The organism is Pararcticibacter amylolyticus (genome assembly GCF_003130405.1).
Classification (GTDB): domain Bacteria; phylum Bacteroidota; class Bacteroidia; order Sphingobacteriales; family Sphingobacteriaceae; genus Arcticibacter; species Arcticibacter amylolyticus.
The window spans coordinates 527-21,329 of record NZ_QEAS01000034.1; the positions used below are offsets into that span (position 1 = coordinate 527).

Annotated in this window: 17 protein-coding genes; 7 read left to right on the top strand and 10 right to left on the bottom strand. The window is 44.9% G+C overall.

All coding sequences use genetic code 11. The annotated features are described in order from the left end of the window. Positions 1-631: 631 nt before the first annotated feature. The 3 genes from DDR33_RS23850 to DDR33_RS23860 all read left to right on the top strand — a co-directional run bounded on the left by DDR33_RS23850 (position 632) and on the right by DDR33_RS23860 (position 3,608). Positions 632-2,464, top strand: a complete 1,833-nt coding sequence (locus DDR33_RS23850; protein WP_109418319.1) for a PAS domain S-box protein — start codon at positions 632-634, stop codon at positions 2,462-2,464. Positions 2,465-2,543: 79 nt separating this feature from the next. Continuing rightward, positions 2,544-3,011: a DUF2147 domain-containing protein gene (locus DDR33_RS23855; protein ID WP_109418320.1), complete on the top strand. Its 468-nt coding sequence runs from the start codon at positions 2,544-2,546 to the stop codon at positions 3,009-3,011. 3 nt (positions 3,012-3,014) lie between these two features. Next, a complete protein-coding gene (locus DDR33_RS23860) occupies positions 3,015-3,608 on the top strand; it encodes a DUF4202 domain-containing protein (protein WP_109418321.1) in 594 nt (197 codons plus the stop codon). 8 nt (positions 3,609-3,616) lie between these two features. Here DDR33_RS23860 and DDR33_RS23865 read toward each other — a convergent pair whose 3' ends face one another. After that, positions 3,617-3,883, bottom strand: a complete 267-nt coding sequence (locus DDR33_RS23865; protein ID WP_109418322.1) for a hypothetical protein — start codon at positions 3,881-3,883, stop codon at positions 3,617-3,619. A gap of 155 nt (positions 3,884-4,038) precedes the next feature. Between DDR33_RS23865 and DDR33_RS23870 the strand changes: the two genes are divergently transcribed. Beyond that, complete coding sequence (locus DDR33_RS23870) at positions 4,039-4,992, top strand: CvpA family protein (RefSeq protein WP_109418323.1); 954 nt, start codon at positions 4,039-4,041, stop codon at positions 4,990-4,992. 5 nt (positions 4,993-4,997) lie between these two features. Here the strand turns inward: DDR33_RS23870 and DDR33_RS23875 are convergent, their stop codons facing one another. Beyond that, positions 4,998-5,753: a hypothetical protein gene (locus tag DDR33_RS23875; protein ID WP_109418324.1), complete on the bottom strand. Its 756-nt coding sequence runs from the start codon at positions 5,751-5,753 to the stop codon at positions 4,998-5,000. A gap of 89 nt (positions 5,754-5,842) precedes the next feature. On the opposite strand from DDR33_RS23875, the gene DDR33_RS23880 reads away from it, so the two are divergent. Beyond that, positions 5,843-6,907 carry a metallophosphoesterase gene (locus tag DDR33_RS23880; RefSeq protein WP_109418325.1) on the top strand — a complete coding sequence of 355 codons (1,065 nt, stop codon included), beginning with the start codon at positions 5,843-5,845 and terminating at the stop codon, positions 6,905-6,907. 21 nt (positions 6,908-6,928) lie between these two features. On the opposite strand, the gene DDR33_RS23885 is transcribed toward DDR33_RS23880, so the two are convergent. Both DDR33_RS23885 and DDR33_RS23890 read right to left on the bottom strand, forming a co-directional pair. Continuing rightward, the gene (locus DDR33_RS23885) at positions 6,929-9,661 is read right to left on the bottom strand and encodes a DNA gyrase/topoisomerase IV subunit A (protein ID WP_109418326.1); all 2,733 of its coding nucleotides are present in this window, start codon (positions 9,659-9,661) and stop codon (positions 6,929-6,931) included. A gap of 94 nt (positions 9,662-9,755) precedes the next feature. After that, positions 9,756-12,314, bottom strand: a complete 2,559-nt coding sequence (locus DDR33_RS23890; RefSeq protein WP_109418327.1) for an ATP-dependent Clp protease ATP-binding subunit — start codon at positions 12,312-12,314, stop codon at positions 9,756-9,758. Positions 12,315-12,503: 189 nt separating this feature from the next. Here DDR33_RS23890 and ettA point away from each other — a divergent pair, with 189 nt between their 5' ends. Continuing rightward, a complete protein-coding gene (gene ettA / locus DDR33_RS23895) occupies positions 12,504-14,183 on the top strand; it encodes an energy-dependent translational throttle protein EttA (protein WP_109418328.1) in 1,680 nt (559 codons plus the stop codon). 116 nt (positions 14,184-14,299) lie between these two features. Here ettA and DDR33_RS23900 read toward each other — a convergent pair whose 3' ends face one another. The 5 genes from DDR33_RS23900 to DDR33_RS23915 all read right to left on the bottom strand — a co-directional run bounded on the left by DDR33_RS23900 (position 14,300) and on the right by DDR33_RS23915 (position 19,089). After that, the gene (locus DDR33_RS23900) at positions 14,300-15,115 is read right to left on the bottom strand and encodes an ion transporter (protein ID WP_202913835.1); all 816 of its coding nucleotides are present in this window, start codon (positions 15,113-15,115) and stop codon (positions 14,300-14,302) included. A gap of 6 nt (positions 15,116-15,121) precedes the next feature. Beyond that, a complete protein-coding gene (locus tag DDR33_RS26520; RefSeq protein ID WP_202913836.1) occupies positions 15,122-15,412 on the bottom strand; it encodes a YciI family protein in 291 nt (96 codons plus the stop codon). A gap of 66 nt (positions 15,413-15,478) precedes the next feature. Further along, entirely contained in the window at positions 15,479-16,021 is a 543-nt protein-coding gene (gene msrA, locus DDR33_RS23905; protein WP_317047472.1) for a peptide-methionine (S)-S-oxide reductase MsrA, read from the bottom strand. A gap of 129 nt (positions 16,022-16,150) precedes the next feature. Next, positions 16,151-18,496 carry a M1 family metallopeptidase gene (locus DDR33_RS23910; protein WP_109418330.1) on the bottom strand — a complete coding sequence of 782 codons (2,346 nt, stop codon included), beginning with the start codon at positions 18,494-18,496 and terminating at the stop codon, positions 16,151-16,153. After that, positions 18,496-19,089 (bottom strand): HupE/UreJ family protein, encoded by a 594-nt coding sequence (locus DDR33_RS23915; RefSeq protein ID WP_109418331.1) that lies wholly within the window; start codon positions 19,087-19,089, stop codon positions 18,496-18,498. Before DDR33_RS23915 ends, DDR33_RS23910 begins: the two co-directional genes overlap by 1 nt. Positions 19,090-19,172: 83 nt before the next feature. On the opposite strand from DDR33_RS23915, the gene DDR33_RS23920 reads away from it, so the two are divergent. Continuing rightward, complete coding sequence (locus DDR33_RS23920) at positions 19,173-19,646, top strand: DUF6702 family protein (protein WP_109418332.1); 474 nt, start codon at positions 19,173-19,175, stop codon at positions 19,644-19,646. A gap of 34 nt (positions 19,647-19,680) precedes the next feature. On the opposite strand, the gene DDR33_RS23925 is transcribed toward DDR33_RS23920, so the two are convergent. Further along, a complete protein-coding gene (locus tag DDR33_RS23925) occupies positions 19,681-20,724 on the bottom strand; it encodes a hypothetical protein (RefSeq protein ID WP_109418333.1) in 1,044 nt (347 codons plus the stop codon). Between the last annotated feature and the right edge of the window lie 79 nt (positions 20,725-20,803).

The following is a 20,803-nucleotide window of genomic DNA, read 5'->3' on the forward strand; positions in this document are numbered from 1 at the left end:
GTACCATTGTTTCTGTCTGAAACCTTCTGAAATTTGGTTCACTTAAAGAGCTTACAGAGTGTAAAAGAAGTTTTCCTAATCCGGTCAGCTTCTGCAGCAGCCGACCAGCATTAAACTGAAAAACGGGAACCTGACCAATTCAGGCTGCCATATTTTGATATTATAAACCATGACGCCATCAAGCGCAAAACGGATGGCCATTCAACCGGATTATCAGAAAATTTTTCTGAGGATCCAGATTATTAATACGACTACCAGAATCAATCCTATGACTCCTGTCCACATTCCAGCCTTGAAGATGTCGCCTACGAGTTCGCAACTCGACAGAAACAAGATCACGCTAAAAAGAAATAAGTTAATGTGTGCTACTTTCATATTATTTCGCTTTTGTTATAAGTACAAATAAAGTGCTGGAAAGGTTTGATATGCTTGAATGCAACAAAAGTGGCAGATGTTGGTTCTTATATCAATTGGGGTTTGGGTTTTTGTATAAATAGCTATATTTAAGATACATAGGGTCGAAGGTGCAACATCGGCAGGCATTGTTCGTAAAAGCTGTTATGACTTTTTTGATTAAAAAAGAACTTGTAAGAAGCGTTGAAGGGGTTTACGCTAAAAGGAAGGGTTCAGTATGTATAATGATAATGCGGGAAGCATAATTAATAATCTGTTGATGCAGTTGCCGTCACCTGTCGCGTTGCTGGAAGAGCCGCAGCACAGGATCAGAATGGCAAATTCTTTGTTTTTGAAACTTGTTGGCAGGTCGGATATCATAGGCGAGACGATCGGATCGGTTTTCTCAGGTACAGGGCTTGATGATTTTATCCGGGTGTTGGACGATGTTTATAAGACCGGGAAACCATTCAGTGTCATTGAAGCACCGTTCAGGCGGGATGATGAATCTGAAGAGCTTTTTTTCTCGTTTACTCTGCAGCCATATAGGAGTAACGACGGAAGTCCGGGGGGAATGTTCTTTTTTATCGTGAATGTTACGGAACAGGTTGCCTCAAGACGGAAGCTGGAGGAAGCTAACAAGGAGATTACAAGGCTTTTCAATGCTGTCAATGAAGGGTTCTTTTCAAGGGATATAAAAAAGGGGGAGTATATACATTTATCTGTTGGCTGTGAAAAGATCTACGGCTATAAAGTGGAAGATTTTTATCAAAATCCATCACTCTGGTTCGAGGTGATCCACCCCGACGATAAGAAAAGAGTGCTTAAAGATGAGCCTCTTCACATGCAGGGCAAGCAAACACTGACCCAATACCGCATCTTTCATAAAGATGGTTCTGTTAAATGGATAGAAATTAAAGTGGTTCCAAAGATGCAGAACGGAGAATTAGTGAGAGTGGAAGGAACGATCAACGATATCACAGAAAGGAAGAATGCCGATTATGAGATTGAGAAAGCGCACGAGCTGTCCGAACTGATAATGAACAGCCTTCCCGGGATTTTTTACGCCTTCGATAATAAGGGCAGGTTCTTCTACTGGAATAAGAACTTTGAGACTGTTCTCGGTTATTCCGGAAATGAGATCCGGAGTCGTACAATGATCGATTTTATCGTGGAAGAAGATAGAGAAAAGGTAACTGAGAAGGCTAAACAATTACAGGAAAAAGGCTCCGGAGGGGTAGAAACCTGTCTTATCACCAGGGATGGAACCGAAATTCCGTACTATCTGAAGGGAAAAATGGTCAGTTATGAAGGAAGTTCTATGATATTTGGCATGGGCGTGAACATTGCCGACAGGAAGAAGGCCGAGCAGGAGAGAGAGAAGATGAATGCCGATCTGATCCAGCGCAACATAGAATTGAAGCAATTCTCTTATATCATATCTCATAATCTCAGGTCACCTATTACTAAAATATTAGGATTAACTTCAATATTTGAAACTGAAGATAATTCCTTTAACCAGCAGTTGATCTCTTATATCCGCACTGAAGCTGTAAATCTGGATAATGTAGTAAAGGACCTCAATACCATCCTGTGGAATGGAGCAAAGACCAGGAAAGAAGAGATCATTTTCAGTGTAGAACTCGAACTGATCAAGCATGTCCTGCTTGACGAAATCGCAGAGAGTGGAGCCTTGATAAGCAGCGACTTTTCGCAGTGCGATCACCTTCTAAGTATCAGGAGCTTTATTTACAGTATCATGTTTAACCTGGTCTCGAATGCTATTAAATACCGTTCACCCAAGCGGCGTCTCCATCTGAACCTGAGAACATCCATAGTAGGGAATAACGTTTGTCTTATTGTAGAGGATAATGGTCTGGGGATAGATCTCGAAAAGCATGGTGATGCTGTATTCGGTTTGTACAACCGCTTCCACTCTTCAGATATACCGGGAGAAGGCAAGGGCCTTAACATTGTTAAAACTCAGGCAGAGACGCTTGGAGGTTGGGTAGAACTGGAAAGCCAGCCGGATACGGGCAGTCGCTTCAGGGTATATATCCCCGTAAATTAAAAGGAAGTGCCGCTCTGCATGTGATTTTCCCTTTTTCATTTTCTTTTTATATCTTCATCAGCATAAACCAGGAGTATTTATGGAGATAAAGACTATCGTTTTATCATTTTCTGCCATCTTAATATCGGTTTTCAACTATGGACGGCAGCAGGCGGCTCCCGCTAAGCAACCCGCTGATGCTATCGTTGGAGTGTGGCTCACCCAGGAGAAGGACGGTAAAGTAGAGATCTATCGCAGCGGGGATAAGTTCTTCGGAAAGCTCATGTGGGGGAAGAACCTGTATGAAAAAGACGGAAAAACATTAAAGAAAGATATAAAGAACCCTGAACCATCACAAAGAGAGAGGACGTTGCTTAATATGGTCATGCTGAGGGATTTTATGTATAAGGAGGGCGAATGGAAAGACGGACGTATCTATGATCCGAGGTCAGGCAAGACCTACAGCAGCACGATGAAACTAAAGGATGGAAATCTTGAAGTCCGGGGCTATATCGGATTGCCAGCCTTTGGAAAGAGCACAGTATGGACCAGACCCCTAAAAAAATAAGAGATGTCAAAACTGCATGAGGCGTATCGTTTGTTCGACGACTATAATAGGAAAGACCCGAATGTTTTTATCTGGGATGGAAACTCTTATCCCCGGGAGCTGTTCTTTGCAATTAAATTACATGAATGGGTGCTGAAGTTATCTCCTCAGGCGGGTGAAGCTCTTCTTCTGGCATCAAAATGCCAGCATATCGGACGGTGGGAGATCCCGCGTGATTCATACCCCGGGGGTAGGGACAGCTACCTGAAGTGGCGGCGTGATCTGGCTGCCTTTCATGCTGAGAAAGCCACGGAGATTCTGGAGCAGGTTGGGTACGATGAAGAAACAATCTCCAGGGTAAGGAGAATAGTCTTAAAACAAAAGATCAAGGTAGAGCCCGAAGTGCAGACCATAGAGAATGCTCTTTGCCTGGTGTTTTTAGAGTTCCAGTATGAGGAATTCTACACCAGATATCCGGCTGAAAAAGTTGTGAATATCCTCAAAAAGTCTCTTTTGAAAATGGACGGTCACGGACATGAATTTGCTCTGGCTTTAAGTTTCTCAGAAGAGGGCTTGTCTCATATCCGGGAAGCCTTAAAGCTTATCGCAGAAAAATAGAAACGATATCAAATCATATCATACCTTTCTATACATAGTTTTTGCGTCCATTTTCTGCCGTTCCATTTAGCCCAGTAATCTTCAATGGCATTGTATACGTAAAACTTTGCCTGTCCCGGCTGTCCCGAATGGGCGAACTCCAGTATCTTCTGATTTTCGGCTTCTGCAATACTATTCATCCTGTCGATCAGATTTTCCCTGAAAAGGGAACATGCCAGTATTTTTCCATCCGACGATTCGTACGCGTCTGAATGAAGTAAAATGAATATTTCCATATTTCGAATAATTGGTAAGAGACAGACGTAATAATTAGTTGGTTCACATAAAGATAGTCATAGTATTTAATTTTACAACATCCTGTTTATCTTATCTTTCCTATTATTTTTATCATCCATGCCTTATATGTTCCGGATTGTTTTTATACTTGAGTATGAACCTGATAGACGTTGTCCTGCTTGGTGTGATCATTCTTGCCGTGCGGAGCGGAGTAAAAAATGGATTTGTGCTCGAAGCAGTCAATCTGGCTTGCTGGGTAACAAGCATTATGCTGACGTTCCTGCTCTTCCCGCACATTGTGTCGCTTCTTGAAGAAACACTGCGGGCAAAGGGCTTTTGGGTTGTTCCATTCTCGTTTATAATCGTATTGACAGGCTTAAGCCTGTCAATAAACGCCGTGGCCGACAGGGGGCTCCGGTTTATTCCCGAAGATGTTCATGTAAACAGGCTTAACAAAGGTGCCGGTTTTCTTCCCGGTTTAATGGGAGGCATCATTAAGGCATGTATTGTTACAGCTCTTTTCCTGCTGGTTCCTTTCTCTGAATGGCTTGCAGAGAATACCCGGGAAAGCCGGATTGCAGCGAAGCTGACGGCTGGGTTCACTAAGTTGGAATCTGTCATTGCACCCGGTTTTGAAATGATTCAGCGTTCTATGAATAAGACGGTTGTCGAGCCTGATCCCGGAAAGCTGATCCGTCTCGGTTTCAAAGTGGAAAAAACAGAGCAAAGGGTTGATCTTGAAGAGGAAATGCTGCACTTAATAAATGAGGAAAGACGAAAAGCTGGACGCAGTCCCCTGCAGGCTGATCCGGAGATGAGAAAGGTAGCACTTGGTCATTCCGCGGATATGTTCAGCAGGGGGTATTTTTCCCACGTCAGTCCTGAAGGGAGCAGTCCGTTTGACCGGATCAGGAAGGCTCATGTTTCTTTTACCACTGCCGGAGAAAACATCGCACTCGCTCAAACCCTGAAGCTTGCTCACGAAGGATTAATGAATTCGCCCGGTCATCGCGCAAATATCTTATCTGGAGCCTACGGACGCGTAGGGATTGCTATTCTGGATGGAGGTATTTATGGCCTGATGATCACTCAAAACTTCAGGAATTAATCAGATCAGCTTAGTTTTCGTTTGGCTGACAGGCGAACGATGGCCGTCAATACTACCAGGCCGGCGATGATGGCAACCGCGACCGCCGCGTTTCCGATAACGGGATTGGTATCCTTCCGGGCAACCCAGATTGCCAGCGAGGCCCATGCCGTTACAGAAGGGTAAACGGGATTGGAAGTTCGAAAACCAACATATATAGCTGTCAGAGCTGCAATTGCGAGAAAAGTAAATGTGAGCGGTATATTCTCCTTTCCCTGCTGCGATGCGATCACGACCGACAGATTAGCAAGAAATGCTACCGAAAGCCACCCGCAAAGTAAACTGAAAGGAAACTGTATCCACCAGCTATGCTTGCGCTGCTTCGCTGCTTTGCAGGAGATAATAAACATTTCCAGGCTTAGGGCGAGTATCAAAAACATCACAATAATACTTATCAGCAGCCTCTCGCTGGTAAAACACCATATCCATACCGAAGCCAGGACATTCGCGAACAATAAAGACAGTGACAATTGATTATAGATCTTCTTATCCAAAGCTGTTTTCTGCAGTTGTGCAATACAGTATATGATAAAGGAAACATAGATCAGTCCCCATATTGAGAAAGCATAGCCGGCAGGGGTAAACAGGGATGGATACCTGGCAGATACTTCACCCATGGTGTCATTTCCGGTAAGTTTTACGTAGAAATAATTGAAGGCTATGTTAGCCAGTACAGTCAGAAGAGTTACCCAGCGCAAAACGGCCGAATTTCGAGTATCCATAAGATCTACAATGATGTAACAAATGTAATAAATATCGCTTTAACGGGCGTGTGTGCCAACAATCTTTCTGAAAGTTCTGTTAACCAGGTATGCCATCTATAGATCTCTCCTCAGGCTCATTCGAAATCTTCCTGATTGGTGATACCGGTGATATTTCTCCAACCAAGCCCGATGCGGTGCTTCAAACTTTGTGTGCGCATTTTAACCCGGCGCAACCCTCGGCAGTCGTATTTCTTGGCGATAACATCTATCCCCGGGGACTTCCTCCTAAAGGCAATATTCTGAGAAAGAATGCCGAGAATACCCTGATCCGCCATTATGAGGCATTAAAAGATTACCATGGGAAGGTTGTTTTTATAGCGGGAAATCACGACTGGAACAAGGGCAGAAGCGATGGATATGAGTATATAGTCAGACAGGAGAATTTTATTCAGAAGTTGTTTGAAGGAAAGAATGTGTTCCTTCCGTCTAATGGTTGTCCTGGTCCCGTAGAAATTAATATAGGAGATCATATAACGATGGTCGCGATTGATACACAATGGTGGATGCAGAAAGGGCTTCGGCCTATAGGCGCTCAATATGGCTGCCGGGTGTCGTCGGAAGAGGAGTTTTTCGAACAGCTGGAGACGATCCTGGAACAAAATAAACATAAGCACCTGCTGGTCGTAGGGCATCATCCCGTCTACAGCTACGCAATCCATGGGGGCCGGTTTAAACTGAAACATCATATTTTTCCCCTTACCCTTTATGATAAGGATGCCTGGATCCCTTTGCCCGGACTGGGTTCGCTTATTCCTCTGTACAGGAAATTCCTGGGGGCGAGGGAAGACGTGGCCCATCCCCGGTACCGCAGGCTTCGCTCGAAGCTAAAAGAAATACTGGCGAAATATCCTGACATCATATATGCTGCCGGACATGAGCATAATCTTCAGTATATTAATAAGAACAGGAATCATTTCGTCGTAAGCGGGTCAGGATCTAAAGTTAAATATGTAGTGCAATCGGGAAAGTATCTTCGTTTCGGCCAAAAATGCAAGGGCTTCTTCAAGCTGCGCTATGAGAGCGATGGTTCGGTCTACCTTTCTGCGTGGACAATCGATACCTCCCGGAAAGTTGAAAAGGGAAAAGTTATTTTCGAAGAACAGATCATATAAAGAGGTTGACCTGGTTTGTCTTTAAAACAAACCAAGCTGACCTTTATCATCAATATCTACATCATCCGGGTTGGTGATCTCAAAGTCAACATTTTTGGATGACGGCTTTTCAGGCTCGGTTGCTGCCTTTGCCAGTGCATCCGATTCATCTTCCGTTTTTATTTCCTTCTCCGCTTCGATGTCTGTCTTGTCTGCTTTCACGGCCTCTTTAAGTGACGTTTCAGGTACCGGATCCGGAACATCTTCCTCGTCGTCGTGTTCAGCAATAAGTTCTATACTCTTTACTTCATGCTGCGACAGCTTGTTTCCCTGCGCTTTCATGCCCTTTACGTCAATCATATCGGCGAGGTTTACCTCCGTCGTTTCCGGGGTGAGACTTTTTCCTTTCAGTACATCGAGCTTGATGACAGGCTGCGCAGCGCCGGAAATGAGTACCATCTTTGAACCGGGCTCTTCGTTGATGATGCTCATCTGTTTTCCTATGGCAATGTCATCGAACGTAAACCGTTTAACATGGTAGTTCTTCGATTTCCCGTCAAGGTGTATCACGGTATATACCTTTTCAGGATTGTACTTTTCGATCAGCAGCATTTTGTCGTCAAAATGATTCGTAAGATCGAATGAGGTTAACTCGTATACACCATTGGCGAGGACTGTAAGAATCTTGTCTGCTCCATCAAACTCTCCCAGGTATTTACCTCTTCCATCCACATTCAATCGTTTCAGGATGTCGTCGAACCATATTTTTCTGCCTGCAAGGGTGGATATACCCTTAGACTTGAGCAGGATCTTTTTAACCGGGAACTTGGTCACGATATTGCCCATCGAACTTCTGCCTTTTATAGCAATTTCAGCAAAGTCAATATCAAATGCAAGCTTCTTTAGTTTCGAATGTGGCTTCAGCTGAATAGTCACAATCTCTGCTTCGCCATTTGGATTCGCTGAGAAATACAGGGATTTCGAACCTTTTGTGCCTTTCGTCAGGTCATATTCCTTATCCCTGGTAATGCCCAGAACGGAGAACCGTTTGATATAAGAAGTGCCGCTCTCACCGTCTTTATAGATCATATTATAGACCGTGCGTTCATCTCCTTTTTTGAAAACCCCTACGTGGAGAATATCTTTTCCGACAAACACCTTATCCTGGACCTTTGTCACCAGGAATCGGCCATCGCCCCTGAAAATGATGATTTCATCAATGTCGGAACATTCGAATAAGAATTCATCTTTTTTAAGACCGGTTCCCACGAATCCGTCTATCTTGTTTACATAGAATTTAACGTTGGCGAGCGCTACCTGTGCCGCTTCCACTTTATCAAATGTCCTGAGTTCTGTTTTTCGTTCCCGGTCTTTTGAGTATTTCTGCTTTATTTTTTCAAACCAGGCAATCGCGTACTCCGTAAGCCGGTTCAGGTGATGCGTAACTTCTTTTATCTCATCATGAAGAACCTGCATCTGCTCATCCGCCTTCTTAACATCAAAGCGGGTGATACTGCTCATTGGTTTATCAATAAGCTTTTTATAATCCTCAGGAAGTATCGTTCTGTAAAACTGTGGAAAGAAGGGCTCGAACAGGCAGTTAAGAACCTCCAGCACCACGTCAAATGTTCCGGAATTTTCATATTCCGCATTTTTATACATCCCTTCCTGTATAAAGATCTTCAGCAGAGAGCTGAAAAAGATCTTTTCTTTCAGTTCATTCAGCCGTATTTCAAGTTCCTGCTTCAGAAGTTCCTTTGTGTTTTCCGTATTCTCGATCAGGATATCGTTTACACTCAGGAAATGGGGTTTATCATCGCGGATAACACAGGTATTGGGAGAAATAGATACTTCGCAGTCTGTAAATGCGTACAGGGCGTCTATTGTGAGGTCCGGAGATATCCCGGGTGCAAGATGCACGATGATCTCAACATTCTGGGCCGTATTATCTTCGATCTTCCGGATCTTGATTTTCCCTTTGTCATTGGCTGTGATAATGCTGTCTATGAGACTTCCTGTAGTGGTTGAAAACGGAATTTCAGTAATAGCCAGGGTTTTCTTATCCCGTTCTACAATCCTGGCTCTCACTCTTACTTTTCCCCCTCTTTGTCCTTCATTATAATTGGAACAATCTGCCATACCTCCTGTCGGAAAGTCGGGGAGGAGGTTGGGCCTCTGGCCTTTAAGCACCTCAATCGAGGCATCGATCAATTCAATGAAATTATGAGGAAGGATCTTGGTGGCAAGTCCCACAGCAATCCCTTCCGCTCCCTGTGCTAAAAGCAGGGGGAATTTTACGGGCAGGGTAACCGGCTCGCGGTTTCGGCCGTCATAGCTGGACTGCCATTCAGTAGTATCAGGATTGAAGACCACATCATTGGCAAACTTCGACAGCCTCGCCTCGATATAACGGGGAGCGGCGGCAGCATCACCAGTGGTAGGAAAACCCCAGTTTCCCTGTGTATCAATCAGCAGGTTCTTTTGTCCTAACTGCACCATGGCATCGCCAATAGAGGCATCGCCATGAGGGTGATATTTCATGGTATTCCCAATCACATTGGCTGCTTTGTTAAAGCGGCCATCGTCCATCTCTTTCAGAGAATGGAGAATTCGCCTTTGCACCGGCTTCAGGCCGTCGTTTACATGGGGAACAGCACGGTCCAATATTACATAAGAGGCGTACTCAAGAAACCAATTTTCATATAAGCCATTTATCGGCGTTACATTCTGTAATTTTTCGTTGTTTTCGTTTGTATTAAGAGATTCGTCACTCATCCTATTAACTAAACTCTGGGATGCGTAAAGATACAAAAAAACCCGGCCTGAACCGGGTTTTCATTGATATTGATAAAATTTTTAGCAAAGAATTTTACTCTTCTTCTGCCGCATTTTTCTTTTTACCAGGTAGCTGGCCTGCATCTTCATTCAACTCGATACGGGGTGATATCACGATCTCTCCGCTTTCCTTGTTGAAATCAACTTCCATCACGGCCCCCTCTGTCAGCTCGCCTTTCAGGATCTCTTCCGCTACCGGATCTTCCAGATATTTCTGAATAGCCCTCTTCAGAGGCCGGGCACCGAACTGGGAGTCATATCCTTTTTCTGCTATAAATTCTTTGGCAGAATCGGTAAGTACAATATTATAACCAAGTGCATGAACTCTTGTGAATAATGCCGCCAGTTCAATATCGATGATTTTGAAGATGTCTTCCTGCGTTAGCGAGTTAAAGACAATTACATCATCAATACGGTTGAGGAACTCAGGGGCAAAAGCACGTTTCAGCGCATTTTCGATCACCCCTCTTGAGTGATTATCAGCCTGCATCGCTTTCGCTGAAGTAGTAAAGCCTACTCCCTGTCCGAAGTCTTTCAGCTGGCGGGCTCCGATGTTGGAGGTCATGATCACGATCGTGTTCCGGAAATCTACTTTCCTTCCCAGGCTATCCGTTAACTGTCCCTCGTCAAGTACCTGCAGCAGGATGTTGAACACATCAGGATGTGCCTTTTCGATCTCATCCAGAAGAACAACAGAGTAAGGTTTCCTGCGGACCTTTTCAGTCAGCTGGCCGCCTTCTTCATAACCCACATATCCCGGAGGCGCTCCCACAAGTCGTGATACGGCAAACTTTTCCATGTACTCACTCATGTCGATCTGGATAAGTGCATCTTCACTGTCGAACATAAAGCGGGCAAGTTCTTTTGCAAGCTCCGTTTTACCAACTCCTGTAGGACCGAGGAAAATGAAGGAACCTATCGGCTTTTTAGGATCTTTTAATCCAGCCCTGGTCCTCTGTATCGCTTTGGTAAGCTTTTTAATGGCTTCATCCTGACCAATGATCTTGCCAGCCATCAGTTCCGGCATTGCCAGAAGCTTCTGACTATCGGTCTGACCGACGCGCTGCACAGGAATTCCCGTCATCATCGAAACGACCTCAGCAACATTATCATCCGTTACTGTATATCTTTTTGTACGCGTTTCGGCTTCCCAGGCGCCTTTTGCCTTCTCAAGCTCTTCAAGCAAATGCTTTTCAGTATCCCGGAGTTTGGCCGCCTCTTCATACTTCTGACTGCGTACAACCTTATTCTTTTCTACTTTAATCTCTTCGATCTTCTGCTCAATATCTATAATCTCCTGGGGAACATGGATATTGGTCAGGTGGACCCTCGATCCGGCTTCATCAAGAGCATCAATAGCCTTATCGGGTAAGAAACGGTCTGTAATATACCTGGATGTAAGAGTAACACAAGCGTTAATGGCCTCTGGTGTATAGGTCACCGCATGATGTTCCTCATATTTCTCTTTGATCCTGTTGAGGATCTCAATAGTTTCATCCGGAGTAGCCGGCTCTACCATCACTTTCTGGAAACGACGGTCAAGCGCACCATCCTTCTCAATATACTGACGGTATTCGTCGAGTGTGGTAGCTCCGATGCACTGGATTTCACCGCGCGCAAGAGCTGGCTTAAACATATTTGAAGCATCCAGTGAGCCTGAAGCGCCGCCTGCACCTACAATGGTGTGGATCTCATCAATGAAAAGGATCACATCCGGAGATTTTTCCAGTTCATTCATGACTGCCTTCATTCTTTCTTCAAACTGCCCGCGGTATTTTGTTCCGGCTACAAGAGAAGCAAGGTCGAGAGTAACGACGCGTTTGTTAAATAACACACGTGATACTTTCCTCTGTATGATTCTCAGTGCCAGTCCCTCTGCAATGGCAGACTTACCCACACCCGGTTCCCCGATCAGGATCGGATTGTTCTTTTTTCTTCGCGACAGGATCTGTGAAACCCTTTCAATCTCCTTATCCCTGCCCACTATCGGATCCAGCTTGCCGTCTTCCGCTGCTTTGGTCAGATCCCTGCCGAAGTTATCAAGTACCGGAGTCTTCGACTTGATATCTGAAACTTTTTTGGGCTGGCTGAAGGAAGACTCTTCCTCGCGGAAATCGTCATCTCCCGCAGGAGAACCAGGAGCTTCATCCCTGAAATCTTCCCTGTTCTGTTCTACTTCTGCCTTGAATACATCGTAGTTAATATTATACTGCAGCAGGATCTGCGATGCAATATTATCATCATCCCTCAGGATGGAAAGAAGCAGGTGCTCCGTTCCAATTACATCGCTTTTAAAGATCTTCGCTTCAAGATATGTAATTTTCAGTACTTTCTCTGCTTGTTTAGTAAGGGGAATATTCCCCAGATTAGCTGTTGTTCCCGTGGTTCCTTTTACCGCATCTTCAATAGAACGACGCAAGCGTGCTGTATCTACACCCAACGATCTGAGTACCTTGATTGCCATGCCATCGCCTTCACGGATCAAGCCAAGCAACAAGTGTTCGGTGCCAATATAATCATGTCCCAGCCGCAATGCTTCTTCCCTGCTGTATGAAATTACGTCTTTGACACGGGGTGAAAATTTAGCTTCCATTTAATAACCTTTCTTCGTGTTGAACGCCCTAAAGTATCAAATTGTTTGATAATTCCAACAGGCGATCGTGTAATAATTTTATCAACAATTACGCCACTTTTCCTAAAAGCGCTACTTACACTCTAAGATAATAAAAATTAGATCAAAACATGCAAAATTCCGATATTTAGCGCCTCATTTCAAGCAATAATGGCAGACGAGAAAATTATCTTTTCGATGGCCGGAGTAAATAAGATTTACCCGCCGCAAAAACAGGTTCTTAAGAACATCTATCTCTCCTTTTTTTACGGGGCTAAAATTGGCGTTATCGGCTTAAATGGTTCCGGTAAATCATCTTTATTGAAGATTATTGCCGGTCTGGACAAGTCTTATCAGGGCGAAGTTGTTTTCTCCCCCGGATATACAGTAGGATATTTAGCGCAGGAGCCGGAGCTCGATCCGCATAAAACAGTCCGGGAAATCGTGGAAGAAGGAGTGGCCGGGATAACCGCAATCCTGAAGGAATACGAAGAGATCAACGAAAAATTCGGGCTCCCGGAAGTGTACGAAGATCCTGATGCAATGGATAAACTGCTGGCCAGACAGGGAGAATTGCAGGATAAAATCGATGCTACAGGCGCCTGGGAGCTTGATTCGAAACTGGAAAGGGCGATGGACGCATTGCGCACTCCGGATCCGGATGAAAAAATTGCCACCTTGTCAGGAGGCGAACGCCGCCGGGTGGCATTATGTCGGCTTCTGCTCCAGGAGCCGGATGTATTATTGCTGGATGAGCCTACCAACCACCTGGACGCAGAATCAATAGACTGGCTCGAACAGCATTTGCAGCAATATAAAGGGACAGTTATCGCCGTAACCCACGACCGATACTTCCTTGATAATGTTGCAGGCTGGATTCTGGAACTCGACCGCGGGGAGGGAATTCCATGGAAAGGGAATTATTCTTCATGGCTCGATCAGAAGTCAAAACGCCTGGCCCAGGAAGAAAAGTCGGAAAGCAAACGGCAGAAGACTCTTGAACGGGAACTTGAATGGGTGCGCATGGCTCCGAAAGCGCGGCATGCAAAATCGAAAGCCCGTCTGGCAAACTATGAAAAACTTGCATCCGAAGAATCGAAGGAAAGGGAAGAAAAACTTGAATTGTTTATCCCCCCGGGACCAAGGCTCGGAAATGTGGTGATTGAAGCTCAGAATGTCAGCAAGGCTTATGGCGATAAGATCCTCTTTGAAAATCTTAGTTTCTCCCTTCCGAGGGCTGGAATTGTCGGGATTATCGGGCCTAACGGGGCTGGGAAAACCACCTTGTTCCGGCTGATAACCGGACAGGAAGTTCCCGACACCGGAACATTTCATGTTGGGGAAACAGTGGTTCTGGGATATGTCGACCAGCTGCACAGCGATCTTAACCCGGAAAAATCTGTATGGGAAAATATTACCGATGGCCAGGAAACTATCCTGTTGGGCAATCGTCCTGTAAACTCCAGGGCTTATGTGTCGAAGTTTAACTTCAACGGTGCCGATCAGCAAAAGAAGATCTCGGTGCTTTCCGGGGGAGAGCGTAACAGGGTTCACCTGGCTATTACTCTGAAAAAGGACTCTAACGTGCTCCTGCTCGATGAGCCTACCAATGATATCGACGTCAATACCTTGAGGGCTCTGGAAGAGGGGCTCGAAAATTTTGCTGGTTGTGCGGTAATTATCTCACACGACCGTTGGTTTCTCGACAGGATTTGTACCCATATCCTGGCGTTTGAAGGAGAGTCTCAGGTTTACTTCTTCGAAGGAAACTATACCGAATACGAAGAAAATAAGAAAAAGCGCCTGGGGGATACCGGTCCGAAAAGGATCAGGTACAAAAAACTGATGTAGTTTATAATATCAGGTTTGGGAACGGAGATTCGGAAGGATCGTGGTTCTCAAACCTGTTTAAAAGGGGCTCCGCTTACGGATGATCAGTTTTTCCGTCCGCCCTTTGCAGCTTTAGTTTACTCCGTCCTTAACTTCTTTCCGCAGTTACTGCAATAATTCGACGTTGTCTTATCAATAGGCTTGCCGCAGCTGGTACAGGGCTCAACAGAGGCTGCTGTTGCTTTGGCCATCTCCACTGAAACAATCCCTGTCGGTACAGCGATAATGCCGTAACCTGTGATCATCAGCAAGGATGCAATAAGGCGTCCCAGAGGGGTGGCTGGAGAGACATCACCGTATCCGACAGTGGTGATGGTAACGATAGCCCAGTAAATACTCTCCGGAATACTGTTGAAGCCGTGTTCTTCTCCTTCAATCACATACATAAGCGTTCCTACTATAGTAACCAGGGTAATAACCGCCGAAAGAAATACTGTAATCTTATACATGCTGGCCTTTAATGCCTGGCTCAGCACATTTCCTTCGTAAAGGTACCGGGTGAGCTTCAAAATCCTGAATACCCTTAGTAACCGGATCGCCCGGAGTACTATAAAATACTGTCCTCCCGCTATGACCAGGGCGATATAACCAGGTATCAGGGCAAGAAGATCAATAATTCCATAAAAGCTTAGGATATATCTTCCGGCGTTCCTGGCGCTATAAGTTCTCAGGATGTACTCAATTGTAAAGGCAAAAGTGAACACCCATTCCGCAGCGCGTATCTCCCGGTGATAAACACGGCGGAAACTTTCTACGCTTTCCATGAACACCAGCAGAATGCTGAGAATGATCAGCCATAAGAGAATAATATCGAAAAGTTTTCCGGCCCTGGTATCCGACCGGAAAACGATGATATATATTTTGTTCCTGATGCTGGATCTGTTGATAGCCATCAATAGCTATACATTCGCAATTCGGAAAGGTTTTACGTCAACCTTTTCCCATACTTTTTCAAGTACATAGGGCTCATTGTCAAGCCATGTTTTCAGCTCATCTTCAGTTTCAAACTGAACAACTATAGATGATCCTGCCATTTTTCCATCTTCATTAAGGAAAGCCCCCGCCAGGACCAGGTTGTTATTGGCTTTTAATGCTTTTGCTCCTTCGAGATGCTTTTCCCTGACAGCCATTCTTCTTTCCAGCGCCTTTTCGTCTGTAAAATCGGTTCCGGTTACTAAATATTGAGTCATGATCTTTTGTGATTATTTAAAGAGAAGCTAAGTTATAAATAATTCGCTCGGTTTTAAACCGCTGTATCATGACAAAAGCTCCTGCCTGATTTTGTCTCTGAAAGACTCGGCAAACTTTGCCAGTTTGGGCTGAATGACAAACATGCAGTAAGGCTTTGAATCGTTCTGTATGTAATAGTTTTGATGATAATCTTCTGCACTGTAAAAACCGTCAGCAGGTGCGATCTCTGTCGTGATTGGCTTATCAAATACCTTCTCACTGGTAAGGTCGCCGATCATTTTCTCCGCCGCTTGTTTTTGATGGTCGTCATGATAAAATATAACGGAACGGTACTGCGTGCCAACATCATTACCTTGCCTGTTCAGGGTCGTCGGATCATGTGTTTTGAAGAAGACCAGCAAAAGATCTTCAAATGAAATCTGCTCAGGATCATATTCCAGCTGAATCACTTCAGCATGACCAGTGTCGCCATTGCAGATCTCCATGTAGGTCGGATTTTTTGTCTTGCCGCCCATGTAGCCCGAAACCACTTTGGAGACGCCCTGTAAAGTTTGGAAAATTGCTTCTGTACACCAGAAGCAACCTCCCCCGAAAGTTGCTTGTTGCATTGCCATAGATAATTAATGAATCAATATCAAACAGCAATAACTACGCCACCAGGCATCCCGCCCGTTCTTATGCAAAAGTGGCAGCCTGGTGCGGAGCCCCGGCTTTCCTGCTGCATGCGCCGTTTCCGTTTAATCCACCTGTTGCCTGTCGCGGCGCGAATCTCTCATCGGGTTTGCCCCATCAGAGGTTCCGCGGGTTACTTTTTTTTGTTTGAACAGCTCAAAGCGGCTTTTTTCTGACCGGCGGGGCCAGCTGTTATTGTTCTCATTAATATCTGCGGTCTCCCTGTAGGGATCGAGCGTCACAGATACCACTTCTTTATCTTTTGCAAACACCTTCGTTACCTGGTCTTCATTTTTTCGCCAGATATAGGCAGGGATCCTTTCAACCTCTTTGCTTCCGTCGGCAAATGTCCATTCCAGGATAATGGGCATCACAAGCCCTCCGATATTTGAAAAGCTCAGTTCGTAAAAGTTCTTTTTGTTGTCGTAGACCTTCTTTTCTTCAGGGTCAAGTGAACTGTAATATTCGTTAAACCCCTTAGTCGCCGCCTCACTTACCTCAAAGCGGTCATATTTATTATAAAAATCCAGAAGGGATGTGTCCTGTTCGACTTCAAATTTCAACCCCGCAGCTTTATTCCGCTCCCTGCTTATATCAGTCAGCCCTTTTTCATAAAGCTTCCTGTCTTCCGGAGCCTCTGCCGTGGGGTTGAGTGTATTCATCCGGAAATATCTGACGTTATCAATAGAGATATCAACAGGATCGGTTCCGTAGAACCATCCTCGCCAGAACCAATCCAGATCCACGGCAGAAGCATCCTCCATTGTTCTGAAAAAGTCTGTTGGGGTCGGATGCTTGAATTTCCAGCGCCTGGCATATTCTTTAAAAGCGTAGTCGAACAACTCCCTGCTCATTACCGTTTCGCGGAGAATATTCAGCGCTGTTGCAGGTTTAGCATAAGCATTAGGGCCGAAATTGATGATGTTTTCTGAGTTCGTCATAATCGGTTCCAGCTGATCAGCGGGCATTTTCATATAATCCACAATTTTGTATGCAGGACCGCGCTGTGAGGGGTATTTGTTATCCCATTCCTGCTCGGTCAGGAACTGGCAGAAGGTGTTCAGTCCTTCGTCCATCCAGGTCCACTGGCGTTCGTCTGAATTGACAATCATCGGGAAGAAATTGTGCCCCACTTCGTGTATGATGACGCTGATCATCCCATATTTTACAGCTTCCGTATAGGTACCGTCTTTCTCTGCTCTTCCGTAATTAAAACAGATCATGGGGTATTCCATACCATTTGCAGCTTCCACTGATATCGCAACAGGGTAGGGGTAAGGAATCGTGTATTTCGAATACGTCTTTAATGTATGTGCCACCACCTTTGTCGAATACTTACGGTAGAGCGGATATGCTTCAGGGCCGTAGTAAGACATGGCCATTGTCTTTTTGCCGTCTATGTAGGTGGCCATAGCATCCCATACAAGCCTCCTGGAAGAAACGAAAGCAAAATCACGCACATTTGACGCTGAATATCTCCATGTTTTTTTACCTGTGGCTTTGCCCGTGATAGCTCTTTTCGCCTCGTCAAGGCTGACAATTTCAACAGGTTCTTTGGCTGTTTGCGCCTGTTTCCACCGGTTGAACTGAGACACCGGCAGTACCTGCTGGTAGTTCAGGCATTCGCCGGTCGCGCCGATCACATGATCTGCAGGGGCGGTAATGTTTACCTTGAAATTCCCGAAAGGAAGGGCGAACTCACCGCTCCCGATAAACTGCTTGTTTTGCCATCCCTGGAAGTCTGAATATACAGCCAGCCGGGGATACCATTGAGTAATGGTATAAAGATAGTTCCCGTCTTCCTTAAAAAATTCATATCCGCCCCGGCCTCCGATGGTCATTCTGTTCGGAATATTATAATACCAGTTTATTTTGAACTGGATCTTAGTTTGAGGCTGCAGCGTTGCAGGCAGATCGATCCTCATCATGGTCCGGTTGATGGTATATTTGAGTGCAGTTCCCTTTACATCCGTAACCTTCAATACCTTAACCCCGAGATCGTCATTGTACCCAATGATGCGCTGAATATCCTGTGCACTCATCTGGTTTTTAATACTGCTGCCGTTGATCTTATTGTTGTCGTTCAGGGGATCATGCTGGTTTTCATCCAGCTGAATCCACAGGTAGGTAAGAGGGTCGGGAGAGTTGTTAAAATAGGTGATCGTTTCGCTTCCGTTGATGCGCTGCCGGGCATCGTCAAGTTCTGCGTTTATATCATAGTCAGCACGCTGCTGCCAGTACTGAGGCCCCGGAGCCCCCGATGCTGAGCGGTACGTATTAGGATCCTGCAGCATTTGCCCCAGTTGTTCAAACTTATTACCGTGATTTGAACCCGGATTATTCTGGTTTTGTGCAGAAGTAAAGGAACAAATAAGCAGTAAACAGGTGAGAAATAGTAGATTCTGTTTCATTATGTATGCTGTATGTAAATGTTCAAACGTTCAAGGCTCATGATAAGAGAGATTCCGAAAATGGCCGAGGATAAAAATAAATTCCACTCCCTTTTAGGCGAACGAAAAACATTCATTGCCATAAAAGTCAGGATGAGGACGCTCATCACGATCAGTACCTGTCCGAATTCGAGTCCGAGGTTAAAAGCGAACAGCTCGGAGACAATGTTGGTACTTCGTCCCAGAAGACTCCTGAGATAGTTCGAAAACCCCAAACCATGGATAAGCCCAAACAGGGAAGCCATCAGATATTTAAAATATACCGCCCCCGGCCTTTGTTTCTTGTTCACGATATTATGCAGGGTGGTAGCAACGATAGTGAGTGGAATGAGAAATTCTATCAAAGCGGAGGAAGGTCTCAATTTACCGTAAACGCTCAGTGCAAGTGTCAGGGAATGCCCCAGTGTAAAGGCTGTCACCAGGAGAAGCACTTTTCGCCAGTCTTTCAATGTATAGATCCCGCATAAAGCAATGACAAAAAGTATATGATCGTAGCCCTGCCAGTCCAGGATATGTTGCCAGCCGAGTTCAAAGTACAAAGGAAAATCCTGCATTATGGTGTGTGTTTTGTATTATTGCTATAATATTACTGTATTTTTGAGAATTACGTGTATTTATCGGGTACTTTTTTATAGATATGTTACAGTTGTTTGTTTTGCTTGCTATTTTTCTTCATCCTTTTTACGTAAGTGTAACCGAGATCAGGCATAACGTGAAAAATAAGACGGTTGAAGTGAGCAGCCGCTTGTTTTTTGATGATTTTGAGGCGGCTCTCGAACGCCAGTATCATGATAAGCTGAATATTCTGAAACCAGCCGATAAAAACAAAGCGGATAAAATGATCTCAGCCTATATAAAAAAGCACCTGCTTATTTCTATAGACGGAAGGCCTGCTGACTTGCAGTATGTGGGTTATGAAATTGAAGAGGATGGAGCCTGGTGTTATTTTGAGATAAAAGGAGTCGATAAGGCGGATAACATATCAGTAGTCAATAATATTCTGTTTGAAGAACATACCTCTCAGATCAACATGCTTCACGTGATCGTGAACGGGCAGAGAAAAAGTACCAAGCTGGATAATCCGCAGAGCAGGGCTGTTTTCAAGTTTTAGACAGCCCTGTTCTGCGGGATAACAGATAATTATATTACTGGTATTGAATGTATATCGGTTGCGGTTTCAGCTTCAACAGTTCTTCCGGTGTCATCATCCTGTTAGGCGCCTTTTTTAAGTCATTTTTATAGAAGAGCTTGAACCCGGTAAACTGAACAGGCTCAGGGTAGATCCAGTGTCTGTAAGTTCCTTTTTTAAGTTCTGGTTCTCCCCAGCCGTCCATGTGCATAACAATCTGAACTTCCGGACGGAGTTTTATATTCTGGGAATTGGTTACCATCTTCCTTGTAAACCGGTGTACGGTAAATACCTTCGGAGGCAGGTTGTTTTCCTTAACCAGTTTCGCGAGGAATTCCGAACAATAATTGATGTCGGCTGCATCATACGTTCCGATGCGGGTTCCCGGCTTCGCGCCGGTCTTCATAGAAAATTCAGGGTCGATACCAAGGTGTACATGCGGTAACTTCAGGTATTTTTCCAGGAGGGGAAGCTCTGTCCGTATATCGCTCAGCGCGACCTGGATATCCAGGAATACGATTGCCTCACGCTTTTTGGCAATCTTTAATACCGAATCAATCTGCTTATCCGGCATGCGGAACCGGTATTTGCCATCTTTTCCGCCATCGCCCTGGGCTACTACGGCGATGTAATGAAGTGCTGGCTGAACCGGAGTTTTAGGGTCTGCTTTTTCCCAGTGCTTTACTTCCTTATCCAGCCTCGAGAGCATTTCATTAGGGGGATATTCTCCTAAAACACCCATCCTTTTAGAATAGAGGTTCCCGTAATAAGCAATTATCCGTTTAAACGGGAGTATTGCTCCCGGGAGCGGATAAGGCTGTTTTTTTACCGGCCAGTATCCCGAAGTATCTCCATTGGCCAGATCCTTTATTTTTTGATTATAAGCAGCTGTATCCACCGGCTTGTAAGCCGAAGATGTTTCAGAGGAAGTGCTGTCTGCACCTTCTGCTGCCTGTTTCTCATTTTTTGTCTTATCTCCCGCTTTTCCGGAATTTTGACTGCACCCAAGAGTAAATATCCCCAGAGTTGCAGCAATCAGTAATGTATGCTTATATCTCATAATTTAAATTGTTAATTGGCTTTCAGCTGCGGGCAATCACCCGTACCCCAGCTGCTATTCCCTCAAAAACCTCATCTCC

Excerpts from the sequence above, each read along its gene's own strand:
- DDR33_RS23855 (WP_109418320.1), top strand. The coding sequence starts at position 2,544 with ATGGAGATAAAGACTATCGTTTTATCATTTTCTGCCATCTTAATATCG.
- DDR33_RS23860 (WP_109418321.1), top strand. The coding sequence starts at position 3,015 with ATGTCAAAACTGCATGAGGCGTATCGTTTGTTCGACGACTATAATAGG.
- DDR33_RS23870 (WP_109418323.1), top strand. The coding sequence starts at position 4,039 with ATGAACCTGATAGACGTTGTCCTGCTTGGTGTGATCATTCTTGCCGTG.
- DDR33_RS23915 (WP_109418331.1), bottom strand. The coding sequence starts at position 19,089 with ATGCAGGATTTTCCTTTGTACTTTGAACTCGGCTGGCAACATATCCTG.
- DDR33_RS23900 (WP_202913835.1), bottom strand. The coding sequence starts at position 15,115 with ATGGCTATCAACAGATCCAGCATCAGGAACAAAATATATATCATCGTT.
- DDR33_RS23890 (WP_109418327.1), bottom strand. The coding sequence starts at position 12,314 with ATGGAAGCTAAATTTTCACCCCGTGTCAAAGACGTAATTTCATACAGC.
- DDR33_RS23925 (WP_109418333.1), bottom strand. The coding sequence starts at position 20,724 with ATGAGATATAAGCATACATTACTGATTGCTGCAACTCTGGGGATATTT.
- msrA (WP_317047472.1), bottom strand. The coding sequence starts at position 16,021 with ATGCAACAAGCAACTTTCGGGGGAGGTTGCTTCTGGTGTACAGAAGCA.
- ettA (WP_109418328.1), top strand. The coding sequence starts at position 12,504 with ATGGCAGACGAGAAAATTATCTTTTCGATGGCCGGAGTAAATAAGATT.
- DDR33_RS23850 (WP_109418319.1), top strand. The coding sequence starts at position 632 with ATGTATAATGATAATGCGGGAAGCATAATTAATAATCTGTTGATGCAG.
- DDR33_RS26520 (WP_202913836.1), bottom strand. The coding sequence starts at position 15,412 with ATGACTCAATATTTAGTAACCGGAACCGATTTTACAGACGAAAAGGCG.
- DDR33_RS23875 (WP_109418324.1), bottom strand. The coding sequence starts at position 5,753 with ATGGATACTCGAAATTCGGCCGTTTTGCGCTGGGTAACTCTTCTGACT.
- DDR33_RS23885 (WP_109418326.1), bottom strand. The coding sequence starts at position 9,661 with ATGAGTGACGAATCTCTTAATACAAACGAAAACAACGAAAAATTACAG.
- DDR33_RS23880 (WP_109418325.1), top strand. The coding sequence starts at position 5,843 with ATGCCATCTATAGATCTCTCCTCAGGCTCATTCGAAATCTTCCTGATT.
- DDR33_RS23910 (WP_109418330.1), bottom strand. The coding sequence starts at position 18,496 with ATGAAACAGAATCTACTATTTCTCACCTGTTTACTGCTTATTTGTTCC.
- DDR33_RS23865 (WP_109418322.1), bottom strand. The coding sequence starts at position 3,883 with ATGGAAATATTCATTTTACTTCATTCAGACGCGTACGAATCGTCGGAT.
- DDR33_RS23920 (WP_109418332.1), top strand. The coding sequence starts at position 19,173 with ATGTTACAGTTGTTTGTTTTGCTTGCTATTTTTCTTCATCCTTTTTAC.